Origin of the sequence: Reyranella sp. (assembly GCF_965228225.1) — a bacterium.
Taxonomy (GTDB): domain Bacteria; phylum Pseudomonadota; class Alphaproteobacteria; order Reyranellales; family Reyranellaceae; genus Reyranella.
In genome coordinates this window covers 3,555,406-3,569,582 of sequence record NZ_OZ245801.1, presented here as the reverse complement: position 1 = coordinate 3,569,582, position 14,177 = coordinate 3,555,406, and the positions used below count along the sequence as shown (strand labels likewise).

Sequence of the window (14,177 nt, the reverse complement as noted above, 5' to 3'; positions counted from 1 at the left end):
TGCGTCAACGGTCAACGCGACACAGGATCAGGGGCCTGCGACATCCGCTTCAGTTATTTCGTTTATTTCGGTTATTTCGTTTGCTCGACATGACTCGGGCTTTTCAGCAGCCGGCTAGCCGGCGAGAGCCTTCTTCACGGCGGCTGACGCCTTGGCGAAGTCCATCTGGCCGGCATACTTGCCCTTCAGGGTCGCCATGACGCCGCCCATGTCCTTGACCGAGGTGGCGCCGGCAGCGGCAATGGCCTCGCGCACGGCGGCCTCGACCGCGGCTTCGTCCATCTGCTGCGGCAGGAAACGCTCGATCACGGCGATCTCGGCCTTCTCCTTGTCGGCCAAGTCGGAGCGGCCGCCCTTTTCGTAGAGGGCGATCGATTCGTTGCGCTGCTTGATCATGCCCTGCATCAGCGACAGGATCCTGTCGTCCGCCACGCCGTCGCGGCTGGCCTCGGTGCGGGCGGCAATATCGGCGTCCTTGAGCTTGGCCAGGATGAGCCGAATCGTGCCCAGCGCGGCCTGATCCTTGGCGCGCATCGCGTCTTTCATCGCTTCGGTCAGTTTTTCGCGCAGCATCGCTTGGGTCCCGTTGGTATGCCCGAAGGCTAAGGGGCGGAAACTAATCGCCCCCGTCGCTGTTGGCAAAGCAAATAAGCTATTGAAATAGCTTAGAAAATGGCTGCCTTCCGCGCCTTGACCCTCTGCGGCGGCTTGGTTACAACCCGCCCGGCTTGCCGATCGCCTCGCCCATGCCGGGTCCGGGGCGAGGCCGCGCGAGCCGCACGAACGGGCAAACATCATGACTTCACCTAAGACCGCCGGTGCGAATGACGCCGCGCCGCGTTGGGCCACGGCCGCGCTGGTGCTGGCCGACGGCACGGTCTTCTGGGGCAAGGGAGTGGGCGCCGCCGGCCATGCCGTGGGCGAGGTCTGCTTCAACACCTCGATGACCGGATACCAGGAGATCATCACCGATCCGTCCTATGCCGGCCAGATCATCACCTTCACCTTCCCGCACATCGGCAATGTCGGCACCAATCTCGAGGACATCGAGACGATCACCCCGGCCGCGCGCGCCGTCGTGCTGCGCGGCGACATCACCGAGCCGGCCAACTGGCGCTCCGTAAAGCCGCTCAACGACTGGCTGAAGAGCCACAATCTGCCGGGCATCTGCGACGTCGACACGCGCGCCATCACGCGGCGCATCCGCGACGGCGGCCCGCCCAACGGCGTCGTCGTCCATGCGCCGGACGGCAAGTTCGACATCCCGAAGATGCGCCAGATCGCGCTCGACTGGCCGGGACTCGACGGCATGGATCTGGCCCTCGAGGTCACGACCAAGCAGACCTACACCTGGGACGAGACCAAGTGGGCCCTGGGCAAGGGCTACGGCAAGCTCACCAATCCCAAGTACCACGTCGTCGCCGTGGACTACGGCGCCAAGCGCAACATCCTGCGCTGCCTCGCCAACACCGGCTGCAGGGTCACCGTCGTGCCGGCCACGGCCACGGCCGAGGACATCCTGCGGCACAATCCCGATGGCGTGTTCCTGTCCAACGGCCCCGGCGATCCGGCGGCGACCGCGGTTTATGCCTCGTCCGCCATCCAGGCCGTGCTCGACAGGAAGGTGCCGCTGTTCGGCATCTGCCTCGGGCACCAGATGCTGGCCCTGACGCTCGGTGGCAAGACGCGCAAGATGGAGCGCGGCCACCGTGGCGCCAACCAGCCGGTCAAGGACCTGACCACCGGCAAGGTCGAGATCACGTCGCAGAACCACGGCTTCTGCGTCATCCCCGAATCGTTGCCGGAAAACACGGAAGTGACGCACGTCTCCCTGTTCGACGGCATCAACGAAGGCCTGCGCTGCACCGACAAGCCGGCCTTCTCGGTCCAGTATCACCCCGAAGCCTCGCCCGGCCCGACCGACAGTCACTATCTCTTCGACCGCTTCGTCGAGATGATCGACAAGAGCAAGGGCAAGTAGAGAAATCATGCCCAAGCGCACCGACATCAAGAGCATCCTCGTCATCGGCGCCGGCCCGATCGTCATCGGTCAGGCCTGCGAGTTCGACTATTCCGGCGTTCAGGCTTGCAAGGCGCTGAAGGACGAGGGGTATCGGGTCATCCTGATCAACTCCAACCCGGCCACGATCATGACCGATCCGGGGCTGGTCGATGCGACCTATATCGAGCCGATCACGCCCGACTTCGTGGCGCGCATCATCGAGAAGGAAAAGCCCGACGCGATCCTGCCGACCATGGGCGGCCAGACGGCGCTCAACACCGCCATGTCGCTGCATCGCGATGGGCGGCTCGAGAAGTATGGCGTCGAGCTGATCGGCGCCAATGCCGAGGCCATCGACAAGGCCGAGGACCGGCTGCTGTTCCGCGACGCCATGACCAAGATCGGGCTGGAATGCCCGAAGAGCGAGGTCGTGCACAATCGCGAAGAGGCGGCGACCGCGCTCGAGCGGGTCGGCCTGCCGGCGATCATCCGCCCGTCCTTCACGCTGGGCGGCACCGGCGGCGGCATTGCCTACAATCGCGACGAATATTTCGAGATCGTGGCCGGCGGCGTCGATGCCTCGCCGGTCGGCGAGGTCCTGGTCGAGGAATCCGTGCTCGGCTGGAAAGAGTACGAGATGGAGGTCGTGCGCGACCGCAACGACAACTGCATCATCATCTGCTCGATCGAGAACGTCGATCCGATGGGCGTGCATACCGGCGACTCCGTCACGGTCGCTCCGGCCCTGACGCTCACCGACAAGGAATACCAGATCATGCGCGACGCCTCGATCGCGTGCCTGCGCGAGATCGGCGTCGATACCGGCGGTTCGAACGTGCAGTTCGCGGTCGATCCGGCGACCGGCCGCATGGTGGTGATCGAGATGAATCCGCGCGTGTCGCGGTCCTCGGCGCTGGCTTCCAAGGCCACGGGCTTCCCGATCGCCAAGGTCGCCGCCCGGCTGGCCGTGGGTTACACGCTCGACGAACTCCTGAACGACATCACCGGCGAGACGCCGGCCTCGTTCGAGCCGACGATCGACTACGTCGTCACCAAGATGCCGCGCTTCGCCTTCGAGAAGTTCCCGGGCGCGGAGCCGCTGCTCAATACCTCGATGAAGAGCGTCGGCGAGGCCATGTCGATCGGCCGCACCTTCCAGGAATCGCTGCAGAAGGCGCTGCGCTCGATGGAGACCGGCCTGACCGGCCTGAACGAGATCGAGATCAAGGGCGCGCCAGACAAGTCCGCCATCGTGGGCGCCCTGGCACGGCCGACGCCCGACCGCATCCTGGTGATCGCCCAGGCGTTCCGTTACGGCCTGAACGTCGAAGAGATCGCCCAGGCGTCGAAGTACGAGCCGTGGTTCCTGCGCCAGATCGAGCAGCTCGTCGCCATCGAGGCGAGCGTGCGCAAGGATGGCCTGCCGACGGACGCCAAGGCGTTCTTCGACCTCAAGAAGAAGGGCTTCTCCGACGAGCGGCTGGGCGAACTGACGAAGCAGGGCGCCGGCGACGTGGCGAAGAAGCGCCGGGCTCTCGGCGTGCGGCCGGTCTTCAAGCGCATCGATACCTGTGCCGCCGAATTCGAGTCGCGCACGCCCTATCTCTACTCTTGCTACGAGGGTGACGGGGTGCGTCCGGCCGAATGCGAGGCGCAGCCGACCGACCGGCGCAAGGTCATCATCCTGGGGGGCGGTCCCAACCGCATCGGCCAGGGCATCGAGTTCGACTATTGCTGCGTCCATGCCGTCTACGCGCTGCGCGAGGCGGGCTACGAGACCATCATGGTCAACTGCAATCCCGAGACCGTGTCGACCGACTACGACACGGCCGACCGGCTCTACTTCGAGCCGCTGACCGCGGAGGACGTGATCGAGCTGGTCGAGGTCGAGCGCCGCAGCGGCGAGCTGATGGGCCTGATCGTGCAGTTCGGCGGCCAGACGCCGCTCAAACTCGCCAAGCCGCTCGAGGCCGCGGGCATACCGATCCTGGGCACCTCGCCCGACGCCATCGATCTCGCCGAGGACCGTGAGCGCTTCCAGAAGCTGATCCACGAGCTCAAGCTGCGCCAGCCCGACAACGGCACGGCGACATCGCAGGAGAAGGCGATCGAGATTGCCGAGAGGATCGGCTATCCGGTGGTCATCCGCCCATCCTACGTGCTGGGCGGACGCGCGATGCAGATCGTCTACGACCGCGCCGCCATCGAGCGCTACATGCGCGATGCCGTGAAGGTCTCGGGCAGCAATCCGGTGCTGATCGACTCCTATCTGCGCGATGCCATCGAGGTCGACGTCGACGCCCTGGCCGACAAGGACCAGAACGTGTTCGTCGCGGGCATCATGGAGCATATCGAGGAGGCGGGAATCCATTCCGGCGACTCGGCCTGCTCGCTGCCGCCTTACTCGCTGTCGGCCAAGATCCTGGCCGAGATCGAGCGCCAGACCGAGGCGATGGCCAAGGCGCTGCATGTCGTTGGCCTGATGAATGTGCAGTTCGCCGTCAAGGATGGCGAGGTCTACGTCCTTGAAGTCAATCCGCGTGCCAGCCGCACCGTGCCGTTCGTCGCCAAGGCGACCGGGCAGCCGATCGCCAAGTTCGCGGCCCGCCTGATGGCCGGCGAAGCGCTGAAGTCCCTTGGCATCAAGAAGGCCAAGGGCAAGCATATCGCGGTCAAGGAGGCGGTGTTCCCCTTCGCGCGCTTCCCCGGCGTCGACATCATCCTCGGCCCGGAAATGCGCTCGACCGGCGAGGTCATGGGCCTCGACATGGATTTCGGGCGCGCCTTTGCCAAGTCGCAGCTCGGCGCCGGCAGCAAGGTGCCGGTCGAGGGCGCGGTGTTCGTCTCGGTCAAGGACCAGGACAAGCAGGCGATGGTGAAACCCCTGAAGCGCCTGATCGAACTGGGCTTCAAGGTCGTCGCGACCCGCGGCACGGCGGAGTTCCTGCGCAAGCATTCGATCGAGGCGCAGCAGGTCAACAAGGTGCTGGAAGGCCGGCCGCATATCGTCGACCTGATGAAGGACGGCAAGGTGCAGCTCGTCTTCAATACGGTCGAGGGCGCGAGCGCGCTGACCGACAGCTTCACGCTTCGGCGTACCGCCCTGATGCACAAGATCGCCTACTATACGACGGTCGCCGGTGCCAAGGCGGCGGTCGAGGGTATTGCCGCGGTCAAGCAGGGCGGGCTCGACGTGGCGCCGCTGCAATCCTACTTCAAGACTGCCTTCTAAACGGGCGGTCTTTCCTGCAACTTGCCGAACGGCACCTCGTTTGGGGGTGCGTTCGGCGTTGACGCCGTACGACTGATCAAGGACGATTTGGCGATGGAACGTATTCCCATGACGGCCGAGGGGCTCCAGCGCCTCGAAGGCGAACTGAAAGTGCTGAAGAGCGTCGAGCGCCCGGCGATCATCAAAGCCATCGCGACGGCGCGCGAGCACGGCGATCTCTCGGAGAACGCCGAGTACACGTCTGCGCGCGAAAAGCAGAGTTTCATCGAGGGACGCATCGCCGAACTCGAGGACATCATCTCGCGGACCGAGGTGATCGACTTCTCGAAGCTCAGCGGCAAGATCGTCAAATTCGGCGCCGTCGTGCGCCTGGCCGACGAGGATACGGACGAGACGGTGAAATACCAGATCGTCGGTCCCTACGAGGCCGATCTCGCCAAGGGGCGGATCTCCGTGACTTCGCCGATCGGGCGGGCGCTGATCGGCAAGACGGTCGGCGACCGGGTCGAGGTCCAGACGCCGCGCGGCGGCAAGTCCTACGAAGTGGTGGGCGTGCAGTTCAGCTAGCCGCCATCATGGCGCGCGCCCGGCGGATGCCGGTCGACTTCATGATGGCATACTGGATGCCGAACAGGCCGACCTTGCTGCCGATCGCCCAGACCGACTTCACGGCCGCCCAGCTCGTGACGTCGAGCGTCAGGGCGAGCACGATGTTGAGCCCGGCCGAGAAGAACATCAGGCCCGCCCAGACATAGCCGAAAGTGAGGGCGAGGTCGGGAACGGTCGCGCGTGCGATCGGCGGCAGGTAGCGGGTCATCCAGCCGCGCTTCAGCATCACCAGGCCGACGATCCCGTAGATGATGCTGGGCTTCATCATGATGAAGAGCGGATCGTCGGTCAGGAACGTCGCCGTACCCGACGCGAAGATGATGACGAGGCTGAGCCACTGCAGCGCCTCGACGGGCTGCTTGCGGGCGAGCTGCCAACCGATCTGGACGATGCCCAGCGCCATGCCGAGTCCGACGGCGAGGAAGAGATTGCCGGTGATCGCATAGACGGCAAGGAACAGCAGCGTCGACGCCAGGTCGAGTAGCAGGATCTTCGATGCCTGGAAAAGAGCCCTCATGGCTTGCGCCCCCGGTCTTGGTGACAACGCTGTGTATTTTAGGAGGGTATCAATACACGCTGTTTCCCGCAAGACCTCGCGGTCAGACCACGACTTTGATGTAGGTGTCCTTCATCACGATGAGGCCGCGCCGGAAGGTGTAGAGGTCGCAGCCCAGCCACTCCTGGCGCTCGCCGGACTTCAGCGTGGCGGTCCGGTGCCATTCGGTCACGGCCCGGTCGCCGCAGATGAACTCGTTCGTGTGAACCCACTTCACATCGCCGGTATTGGCGAACAGCGGCTCGAAATAGCTGCGGATGGCCGCCTTGCCCTTGAAGCTCTGGCCCCAATAGTCGGGCCCCTTGGCGTTGCGGAATTCGCCGTCCTCGGCGAAGGAATTGACGATGCCGTCGACGTCGCGTCGGGCAAAGGCGTCCGCAACGCGGTGCAGGATTTCGAAGGTGACGTCGGTCAATTCTTGCTCCGTTGCTTCTGCGCGGGGTGCCTCCACCCGCCCGAAGGAAGCTACGCTTCCGTCGAGATCGGCACGCCGGGGACTTCCTTCGCCGTCCGGAACACCATCATGGATTTCACATGGCTGACGTTGGGGGCCGAGGTGAGGCGGGTGGTCAGGAATTTCTGGTAGTCGTCCCAGGTCTCGGCCACGATCTTGAGTAGGAAATCGGCCTCGCCAGCCAGCATGTGGCACTCGCGGACCTCGTCCCAGTTGGCGATCAGCGCCTCGAAGGCCTTGAGATCGGCCTCGGCCTGGCTGTTCAGTCCGACCAGCGCGAACACGGACACGCTGTAGCCCAATGCCTCGGCGCTCAGTTCGGCATGGTAGCCCTTGATGATCCCGGCGCGCTCCAGAGCGCGCACGCGGCGCAGACAGGGGGGCGCCGAAATGCCGGCCCGTTCGGCCAACTCCACGTTGGTCATGCGTCCATTGGATTGCAGGTCGCTTAGAATTCGCCGGTCAATTCGATCGAGCTTGGCCCGAGCCATCAGTATTCCTCCGTTGGGCGCGGTCTATGCCAGAACCGTGCCGGGCGAGCAATAAAGTTGCGAGAATTCGGTGATTGCCTGTGAACAATTGCGTGTGAAATCGACTTCTAGCCGTGCAACTCGGCGGAGGTTTGCATATATGTCGAAGATATGCGGTTGGCGGGATGCGGAGCGGACATGGCAGAAACTCACCGAAGCAAGGTAATGATCTTGGGCTCTGGCCCGGCCGGCTACACGGCGGCCATCTATGCGGCCCGCGCAAGCCTGAAGCCCATGTTGGTGCAGGGCATCCAGCCGGGCGGCCAGCTCACGATCACGACCGACGTCGAGAACTATCCGGGCTTTGCGGATGTCATCCAGGGGCCGTGGCTCATGGAGCAGATGCAGAAGCAGGCCGAGCATGTCGGCACGCAGATGTTCTTCGATACGATCGTCGACGTCGACCTCTCGGTGCGGCCGTTCGTCTGCCTGGGCGATTCCGGCGACCGATATGAGGCGGACTCGCTGATCATCGCGACGGGCGCCACGGCGAAGTGGCTCGGCCTGCCCAGCGAGGAGACCTTCCGCGGCGGCGGTGTATCGGCCTGCGCGACCTGCGATGGCTTCTTCTTCCGCAACAAGGAAGTGATCGTGGTCGGCGGCGGCAATACCGCTGTCGAGGAGGCGCTCTATCTCACCCATCACGCCTCCAAGGTGACATTGGTGCACCGTCGCGACAGCTTCCGCGCGGAGAGGATCCTCCAGGACCGCCTGTTCAAGAATCCCAAGGTCAGCGTCGTCTGGGACAACGTCGTCGACGAGGTTCTCGGTGAAAAGACCCCGGCGCCGGTCGTCACGGGGGCGCGCCTGCGCAACGTGAAGACGGGCGCGGTGCAGGACCTCAAGGCCGACGGATTCTTCGTTGCGATCGGCCATTCGCCCAATACCGAGCTGTTCAAGGGCAAGCTCGAGATGGATGGCGAGGGCTATCTGATCACCCGGCCGGATTCGACGGCGACCAACATCGCGGGCGTCTTCGCGGCGGGCGACGTGCAGGACAAGGTGTTCCGGCAGGCCGTGACGGCGGCGGGAACGGGCTGCATGGCCGCGCTCGAAGCCGAAAAGTGGCTGGCAGGTCAGGAGACGCGCCACGCAGAGGCCGCCGAGTAAGCAGCAGGCGTGGACAGGGAGGCAATGAAATGGACTGGGACAAGCTGCGGATATTCCAGGCCGTGGCGGATGCCGGCAGCTTCACGCATGCGGGCGAGTCGCTGAAGCTCAGCCAGTCGGCGATCTCGCGCCAGATCGGCGCGCTCGAGGAACAGCTTGGCGTCATGCTGTTCCACCGCCATGCGCGCGGCCTCATCCTCACGGAGCAGGGCGAGCTGCTCTACCGGACGGCCCGCGACATGGCCGCCAAGGTCAACACGGCAGAGGCGCTGCTGCGGGCCAATCAGGACAAGCCGGCCGGCCGGCTCAAGATCCATGCGACGGTGGGCTTCGGCTCGACCTGGCTCACGGCCCAGATGCACGAGTTCATCGCGCTCTATCCCGAGATCGATGTGAGCTTGGTTCTGTCCGACAACGAGCTCGATCTCGGCATGCGCGAGGCCGACGTGGCCATCCGCATGGTCATGCCCCGCCAGCCCGGACTGGTGCAGCGCCATCTGCTGACCGTCCGCAGTCACGTCTATGCCTCGCACGACTACGTGCAGAAGTACGGCAAACCCAACACGATCGACGATCTCGACCAGCATCGTCTCATCATCTTCGGCGAGGATGCGCGCGCCCCCGTCCAGGACGTCAACTGGCTGCTTCGCGAGGGCAATCCCGACCAGAACCCGCGGCTCGTGGTTCTGCGGGTGAACAACACCTACGGGATTTTCCGCGCCGTCGAGTCCGGCCTCGGCATTGCTTCGCTACCCGACTATCTCGCACGCGAATCGACCAAGCTGGAAATGTTGTTGCCCGACCTGAACGTCCGGACGACCGACGTCTATTTCACCTATCCGGAAGAGCTGCGGCACTCCAAGCGCATCGCAGTCTTCCGGGATTTCTTGCTGCGGAAGGTCGCGGAGACCCGTTTCTGAGGGCGCGACCTGCAGGATTGCATAGTCGGTGAAGGCATGCGCACGCCGCATGCCAGTGTCCAAAACTTCACCACTACCAATCTTCTGGATGAGGCATAGGTTGGATGCAGGTTTTCGACACGACCGCTTTTGGCTGATCGGTTCGAAACTCGGGATCCTCATGATCCCACGTCTCCCAGACGTGAAGCCTCCCTGTTTGACTCGCCGGGCCCTTGGGCCCGGCGTTTTTTTTGTGCGCTCCGGGCTTTTTTGCGGTCTTCTTGATGTGGGGCGATCTGCCGCTGAGAGGCCACCCAGATGACTTAACCTATCGATTGATATGGTGTCGGCGATGCCCATATATAGTGAGGAGAGTACAGCGCCCTATGTTTTCAGAGATCAGACAAGGAATCCTTCCGCTCGCCCTGCGCAACATCAAGCGCCTGGGCGATCTGGAGCGTGCCGGACTTCTGATCGAATCGCTGGCCAAGCACTGGCGGGACAGCAAGCCGTTCGAGCTCCTGATCATCGCCCCTGACCGCGACGCCGACCTGTTGCGCTCCAATCTGCCGCGCTTCCCCAATATCGAAGTGACCGTGCGCCGGGAGGGCGACTTCTTCCGGGCCTTCAGCTCCTTCTACTGGATGACCGGCTGGTACCGGCAACAGATCGTAAAATTGCACGTTCCCGCGGTGCTGGGCTTCGGCGGCTTCTTCACGCTCGATTCGGATGTCTGCTGTGTTGGGGACTTCGATTCGCGAACTTTCGTGCAATACGACCGGGCCCTGTCGCGATGGGAGCCCAAGCAGCATCACGACTGGTGGCAGAGCGCCGCGGAGGTGGTCGGCATTCCCTACGATACGCGATCGCATGGCCTCTCGGTGACGCCGAACATCCTGCACGGCGACCTGGCGCGGCAGACCCTGGAACGGCTGCGCGGTCCGCGGATGAGCGCGATGACGTCCCTGCTGCTGTGGAAGGCCCGTAAGCCGCTGCAGGTGCCGTGGACCGAGTATTCGCTGTACACCAGCACGGCTGAGATCAACGGGACGCTCTACGACTATCACGCCGAGTGGGACACCTGTTACACGTCCGACGTCCAGCTCTTCTCCGAACGGTCCTGCGTCTGGGGTGCCGACGATTTCGAGCGGCTGGTTCGGCTGCCCAACGGCACCGACCCCGGCGGCAAGTTCATCATCGTGCAGAGCCACGCGCGCATCCCGCTGCAGCAGGTGCGCGACTACTGCTTGAGCTTCGTCGGCTAGATCTTCCCGTTGTGCTCGCCGATTTTCGGCGCGGTTTCCATGCCGCCGGCCCGCTTGCCGTCCAGGCTCAGCGGAAGGCCATGGAACAGGGCATTCGATCCGGCGTAAGGCTGCATGAACATCGCCAGCGCCGCGACCTGCGCCAGCTCCATTACCTGCGGCACCGTGTTCAGCGGTCCGTTGGGCACGCCCAGCGCATCGAGCTTCGCGGCCCAATGGGCGCGGGGATGCTCCTTCATGATGTCGGCGATCATGCCCAGCAGCAGTTCGCGCCGCTCCGCGCGCTGCACGTTGGTCCTGAAACGCTCCTCGTCCGGCCACTCGGGATGGCCCAGCGCCTCGGCGAACTTGCGCCACAGACGGTCGTTGCCGGGGCAGATCATCAGCGGCCCGTCGCTGCATTCGAAGGCCTGGTAGGGCGTCAGCGACGGATGGCCCGTTCCCTGGCGCGGCGGCATCCTGCCGGTCACCGACCAGCCGGCGACATGGTTGGAGGCCCACATCAGCCCGCTTTCGAACAATGACGTGTTCACCAGGCTGCCTTCGCCCGTTGCCGTGCGCCTGGCCAGTGCCGCCAGCACGCCGATCGCGGTCCACATGCCGGTCGACAGGTCGATGATCGAGACGCCGATGCGCGCCTCGGGGCCGGTCGGGTCGCCGTTGAGCGAGATCAGCCCGGCGACGGCCTGGATGATCGGCTCGTAGCCGGGCCGGTCCTTCCAGGGGCCGGCATGGCCGAAGGCGCCGAGGTCGGCATAGATCAGGCGGGGGAATCGTTTGGTGAGCGTGGCGCCGTCGAAGCCGAACTTGGCCGGGACGTCGGCGCGGAGGTTGTGCACGAAGATGTCGGCCGCGCCGATGCGTTCGATCAGCGCCGCGCGCTGCGCCGGATCGCCGAGGTCGCAGGTGATCGACTTCTTGCCGCGGTTCAGGGCGATGAAGCCCGTCGCATCGCCTTCGACGAAGGGAGGCCCCCACTTGCGCGCGTCGTCGCCCTCGGGCCGCTCGACCTTGACCACCTCGGCGCCGAGGAAAGCCAGGATCTGGCCGCAATAGGGGCCGGCCAGGTTCTGGCCGAACTCGACGACCTTGAGGCCCGCGAGCGGGCCCGACGCTGTACTCATCGCAGATTGCTCCCCAGGATCTCGCGCGCGATCACCATGCGCTGCACCTCGCTCGGGCCCTCGCCGACCCGGCGGATTCGCATCTCGCGGTACCAGCGCTCCAGCGGCAGGTCCTTGGTCATGCCCATGCCGCCATGGATCTGCATCGAGCGGTCGACCACGCGGCCGCCGCCTTCCGACGCGGTGAGCTTGGCGATCGAGGCTTCGATCTTGAAGGGCAGGCCGCGGTGCGCCTTCTCCGCCGCCTCCAGGGTGAAGTGCCTCGCCGTGCGGATGTCGATCTCGTTGTCTACCAGCATCCACTGAACGGCCTGGCGGTTGGCGAGCTTCTCGCCGAAGGTCGAGCGCATCTTGGCCCATTCGATCGCCATTTCGTGCGCGGCGATCGCGACGCCGATGCAGCCCGCGGCATAGGGGATGCGCTGGCGCGTCAGCCGATCGTTGGCGACGGCGAAGCCCTTGTTCACCTCGCCCAGCACCTGGTGGTCGCTGACCCAGCAATCCTTGAACTCGAGCTCGGTCGCATAATGCGAGGAGCGCAGCGTGTGCACGACCCTGCGCACGTGGAAGCCCGGCGTGTCGCTGTCGATGATGAAGCAGGTGATGCCGGCGCGCCCCCGGGAGGCATCGGTCCGGGCGAAGACGATGCCGTACTGCGCGCGATCGGCGTTGGAAATGAAGATCTTGGCGCCGTTCAGGACCCAGCCATTGTCCTTGCGTTCGGCTTTCGTCTGGATCGCGCGCGCCGGATCGCTGCCGCCGGACGGCTCGGTGAGGCCGAAGAACGCCTTCTTCTCGCCGCGCAGCGTCGGATAGAGATAGCGCTCCTTCTGGTCGTCGTTGGCCTCGAAGATCTGCGCCAGGCCGGCGCCGCCGAAGGTGCCGTAGCAGGGCACGTAGAGGCCGGCGCGATGCTGGGCCATCTCGATGGCCAGCAGGACGCGGGTCACGATGTCGATGTCGGGACCGCCATATTCCTTGGGAATGTCGATGCCGAACAGGCCCATCGCCTTGGTCTTCTCGACCAGCCGCGCATGATCGGCGGGATCGAGTTCGGAGGCGTCGGGATCGAGCTTGGCTTCGAGCGGGATGATCTCCTCGCGCACGAAGCGGCGGACCTGGTCGATCAGCATCTGCTGTTCTGCGGAGGGCTCGAAATCCATCACAATCCTTTCTCCTCCCCATTCAGATGGGGAGGTGCCCCGAAGGGGCGGAGGGGTCAGGAAGCGGCGGCGTTGACCTATGACCCCTCCGGCCTTCGGCCACCTCCCCATTTGAATGGGGAGGGATGCTAATTCGGGCTCAACCGTCCCAGCTGGGGCGGGTTCTTGGCGTTGTCGGGCGGCAGGCGGCCATGGTCGGCCTGGTGCACCATCAGCAGCTCGAACCAGCGCGTGCGATACTGCTGGTTCACCTCGATGCGGAACTGGTGGCCCGGGCCCCGTTCGGCGAGCTCGCGCTGCAGCTCGCTGCGCATCCCGAACGGCGCGCGCGCACCGGCCTGGCCGATGAAGAGGAGGACGCCGGCGGCGTCGGCGACCTGATAGACGCCGAGCTGGCCCGGCAGGCGGGCGATCTCTTCGGCCGTCAGGGGCCGCCACGGCTTGTCGAGGCGGAGCCTGATCGACATGGCTAGCGCCCCTGGAACTTCGCGGTGCGTTTCTCCAGCCGCGCCTTCATGCCTTCCTGCGCGTCCTGGCTCTTCATCGCGGCCTGCACGAGCGCGTCGACGTCGCCGTGCTCGATGCCGTCGCGGAACTCGAGCTGCCTCACCGTGAGCGCCTTCATGGCCTTGAGCGAGAGCGGCGCGTTGGCGGCCAGCCGGTCGACGACCCGGGACGCCTCGGCTTCGAGTTCGTCCGGCGGCACGCAGCGGGCGATCAGGCCCAGCGCATGCAGCTTGGTGGAGGGCAGCGGGTCGCCCAGCAGCAGCATCTCGCGCGTCGTGACCGGACCCAGCACTTCCATCAGCTTCTTGGCCAGGAACCAGTTGGGGGCGAGGCCGACCTGGGCCAGCGACATGCCGAACCGCGCCTTCTGGCTCGCCACGACGATATCGCAATGGAGCGCCAGCTCGTTGCCGCCGGCAATGGCGTCGCCGTGGACGACGGCGACGACCGGCAGCGGGCAGAGTTCGACCGCGCGCAGCATCACCTCGATGCCGCTCGCACTGCCGCCACCGATGGTCTCGCGCCGCTCCGCCATGTCGAGGCCGGCGCAAAACACGTCGCCCTTGCCACGGATGACGACGACACGGTCGTCGGCGGCGACGGGCGCCTGGAGCGCTTCGATCATCTCGCGCATCAGCTCGCTGTCGAGCGCGTTGCGCTTCTCCGGCCGGTTCATCCAGATGGTTTTGACCGGGCCGCTCTTCTCGATGATGACCTTGGTCATGG

At 65.1% G+C, this 14,177-nt stretch carries 14 protein-coding genes; 6 read left to right on the top strand and 8 right to left on the bottom strand.

Going from position 1 to position 14,177, the window contains the following annotated elements; genetic code table 11:
• Positions 1 to 114 precede the first annotated feature (114 nt).
• Positions 115 to 573: a GatB/YqeY domain-containing protein gene (locus tag ACO07K_RS17290; RefSeq protein WP_422029928.1), complete on the bottom strand. Its 459-nt coding sequence runs from the start codon at positions 571 to 573 to the stop codon at positions 115 to 117.
• Between the two features lie 223 nt (positions 574 to 796).
• On the opposite strand from ACO07K_RS17290, the gene carA reads away from it, so the two are divergent.
• The 3 genes from carA to greA all read left to right on the top strand — a co-directional run bounded on the left by carA (position 797) and on the right by greA (position 5,801).
• Positions 797 to 1,981 (top strand): glutamine-hydrolyzing carbamoyl-phosphate synthase small subunit, encoded by a 1,185-nt coding sequence (gene carA, locus ACO07K_RS17285; RefSeq protein WP_422029926.1) that lies wholly within the window; start codon positions 797 to 799, stop codon positions 1,979 to 1,981.
• A gap of 7 nt (positions 1,982 to 1,988) precedes the next feature.
• Positions 1,989 to 5,234, top strand: a complete 3,246-nt coding sequence (gene carB / locus ACO07K_RS17280; protein ID WP_422029924.1) for a carbamoyl-phosphate synthase large subunit — start codon at positions 1,989 to 1,991, stop codon at positions 5,232 to 5,234.
• A 93-nt stretch (positions 5,235 to 5,327) separates the two neighbouring features.
• Entirely contained in the window at positions 5,328 to 5,801 is a 474-nt protein-coding gene (gene greA / locus ACO07K_RS17275) for a transcription elongation factor GreA (RefSeq protein ID WP_422029922.1), read from the top strand.
• Here greA and ACO07K_RS17270 read toward each other — a convergent pair.
• The 3 genes from ACO07K_RS17270 to ACO07K_RS17260 all read right to left on the bottom strand — a co-directional run bounded on the left by ACO07K_RS17270 (position 5,794) and on the right by ACO07K_RS17260 (position 7,344).
• On the bottom strand, positions 5,794 to 6,360 hold the full coding sequence (locus ACO07K_RS17270; RefSeq protein ID WP_422029920.1) for an inner membrane-spanning protein YciB: 567 nt from the start codon (positions 6,358 to 6,360) through the stop codon (positions 5,794 to 5,796). The two genes, greA and ACO07K_RS17270, sit on opposite strands and share 8 nt — an antisense overlap.
• An 82-nt stretch (positions 6,361 to 6,442) precedes the next feature.
• Positions 6,443 to 6,814, bottom strand: coding sequence for a nuclear transport factor 2 family protein (locus ACO07K_RS17265; RefSeq protein WP_298317728.1), 372 nt, complete (start codon positions 6,812 to 6,814; stop codon positions 6,443 to 6,445).
• Positions 6,815 to 6,864: 50 nt separating this feature from the next.
• On the bottom strand, positions 6,865 to 7,344 hold the full coding sequence (locus tag ACO07K_RS17260; RefSeq protein ID WP_422029917.1) for an Lrp/AsnC family transcriptional regulator: 480 nt from the start codon (positions 7,342 to 7,344) through the stop codon (positions 6,865 to 6,867).
• Positions 7,345 to 7,521: 177 nt separating this feature from the next.
• Here ACO07K_RS17260 and trxB point away from each other — a divergent pair, with 177 nt between their 5' ends.
• The 3 genes from trxB (at position 7,522) to ACO07K_RS17245 (ending at position 10,657) form a co-directional block, all read left to right on the top strand.
• On the top strand, positions 7,522 to 8,493 hold the full coding sequence (trxB, locus tag ACO07K_RS17255) for a thioredoxin-disulfide reductase (RefSeq protein WP_422029915.1): 972 nt from the start codon (positions 7,522 to 7,524) through the stop codon (positions 8,491 to 8,493).
• 29 nt (positions 8,494 to 8,522) lie between these two features.
• Positions 8,523 to 9,413 (top strand): LysR family transcriptional regulator, encoded by an 891-nt coding sequence (locus tag ACO07K_RS17250; RefSeq protein ID WP_422011745.1) that lies wholly within the window; start codon positions 8,523 to 8,525, stop codon positions 9,411 to 9,413.
• Between the two features lie 365 nt (positions 9,414 to 9,778).
• Positions 9,779 to 10,657 carry a DUF6492 family protein gene (locus tag ACO07K_RS17245; protein ID WP_422029913.1) on the top strand — a complete coding sequence of 293 codons (879 nt, stop codon included), beginning with the start codon at positions 9,779 to 9,781 and terminating at the stop codon, positions 10,655 to 10,657.
• Here the strand turns inward: ACO07K_RS17245 and ACO07K_RS17240 are convergent.
• The 4 genes from ACO07K_RS17240 to ACO07K_RS17225 all read right to left on the bottom strand — a co-directional run bounded on the left by ACO07K_RS17240 (position 10,654) and on the right by ACO07K_RS17225 (position 14,175).
• Positions 10,654 to 11,781 carry a CaiB/BaiF CoA transferase family protein gene (locus ACO07K_RS17240; RefSeq protein WP_422029911.1) on the bottom strand — a complete coding sequence of 376 codons (1,128 nt, stop codon included), beginning with the start codon at positions 11,779 to 11,781 and terminating at the stop codon, positions 10,654 to 10,656. The genes ACO07K_RS17245 and ACO07K_RS17240 overlap by 4 nt on opposite strands.
• Positions 11,778 to 12,944: an acyl-CoA dehydrogenase family protein gene (locus tag ACO07K_RS17235; RefSeq protein ID WP_422029909.1), complete on the bottom strand. Its 1,167-nt coding sequence runs from the start codon at positions 12,942 to 12,944 to the stop codon at positions 11,778 to 11,780. The genes ACO07K_RS17240 and ACO07K_RS17235 overlap by 4 nt, the downstream gene beginning before the upstream one ends.
• A gap of 128 nt (positions 12,945 to 13,072) precedes the next feature.
• The gene (locus ACO07K_RS17230; RefSeq protein WP_422029908.1) at positions 13,073 to 13,411 is read right to left on the bottom strand and encodes a DUF7508 domain-containing protein; all 339 of its coding nucleotides are present in this window, start codon (positions 13,409 to 13,411) and stop codon (positions 13,073 to 13,075) included.
• Between the two features lie 2 nt (positions 13,412 to 13,413).
• Positions 13,414 to 14,175, bottom strand: a complete 762-nt coding sequence (locus ACO07K_RS17225; protein WP_422029906.1) for an enoyl-CoA hydratase/isomerase family protein — start codon at positions 14,173 to 14,175, stop codon at positions 13,414 to 13,416.
• Positions 14,176 to 14,177: the final 2 nt, after the last annotated feature.

What these genes read in the sequence shown, in the direction of transcription:
- ACO07K_RS17290 (WP_422029928.1), bottom strand. Translation starts at nt 573, where the DNA reads ATGCTGCGCGAAAAACTGACCGAAGCGATGAAAGACGCGATGCGCGCC.
- carA (WP_422029926.1), top strand. Translation starts at nt 797, where the DNA reads ATGACTTCACCTAAGACCGCCGGTGCGAATGACGCCGCGCCGCGTTGG.
- carB (WP_422029924.1), top strand. Translation starts at nt 1,989, where the DNA reads ATGCCCAAGCGCACCGACATCAAGAGCATCCTCGTCATCGGCGCCGGC.
- greA (WP_422029922.1), top strand. Translation starts at nt 5,328, where the DNA reads ATGGAACGTATTCCCATGACGGCCGAGGGGCTCCAGCGCCTCGAAGGC.
- ACO07K_RS17270 (WP_422029920.1), bottom strand. Translation starts at nt 6,360, where the DNA reads ATGAGGGCTCTTTTCCAGGCATCGAAGATCCTGCTACTCGACCTGGCG.
- ACO07K_RS17260 (WP_422029917.1), bottom strand. Translation starts at nt 7,344, where the DNA reads ATGGCTCGGGCCAAGCTCGATCGAATTGACCGGCGAATTCTAAGCGAC.
- trxB (WP_422029915.1), top strand. Translation starts at nt 7,522, where the DNA reads ATGGCAGAAACTCACCGAAGCAAGGTAATGATCTTGGGCTCTGGCCCG.
- ACO07K_RS17250 (WP_422011745.1), top strand. Translation starts at nt 8,523, where the DNA reads ATGGACTGGGACAAGCTGCGGATATTCCAGGCCGTGGCGGATGCCGGC.
- ACO07K_RS17245 (WP_422029913.1), top strand. Translation starts at nt 9,779, where the DNA reads ATGTTTTCAGAGATCAGACAAGGAATCCTTCCGCTCGCCCTGCGCAAC.
- ACO07K_RS17240 (WP_422029911.1), bottom strand. Translation starts at nt 11,781, where the DNA reads ATGAGTACAGCGTCGGGCCCGCTCGCGGGCCTCAAGGTCGTCGAGTTC.
- ACO07K_RS17235 (WP_422029909.1), bottom strand. Translation starts at nt 12,944, where the DNA reads ATGGATTTCGAGCCCTCCGCAGAACAGCAGATGCTGATCGACCAGGTC.
- ACO07K_RS17230 (WP_422029908.1), bottom strand. Translation starts at nt 13,411, where the DNA reads ATGTCGATCAGGCTCCGCCTCGACAAGCCGTGGCGGCCCCTGACGGCC.
- ACO07K_RS17225 (WP_422029906.1), bottom strand. Translation starts at nt 14,175, where the DNA reads ATGACCAAGGTCATCATCGAGAAGAGCGGCCCGGTCAAAACCATCTGG.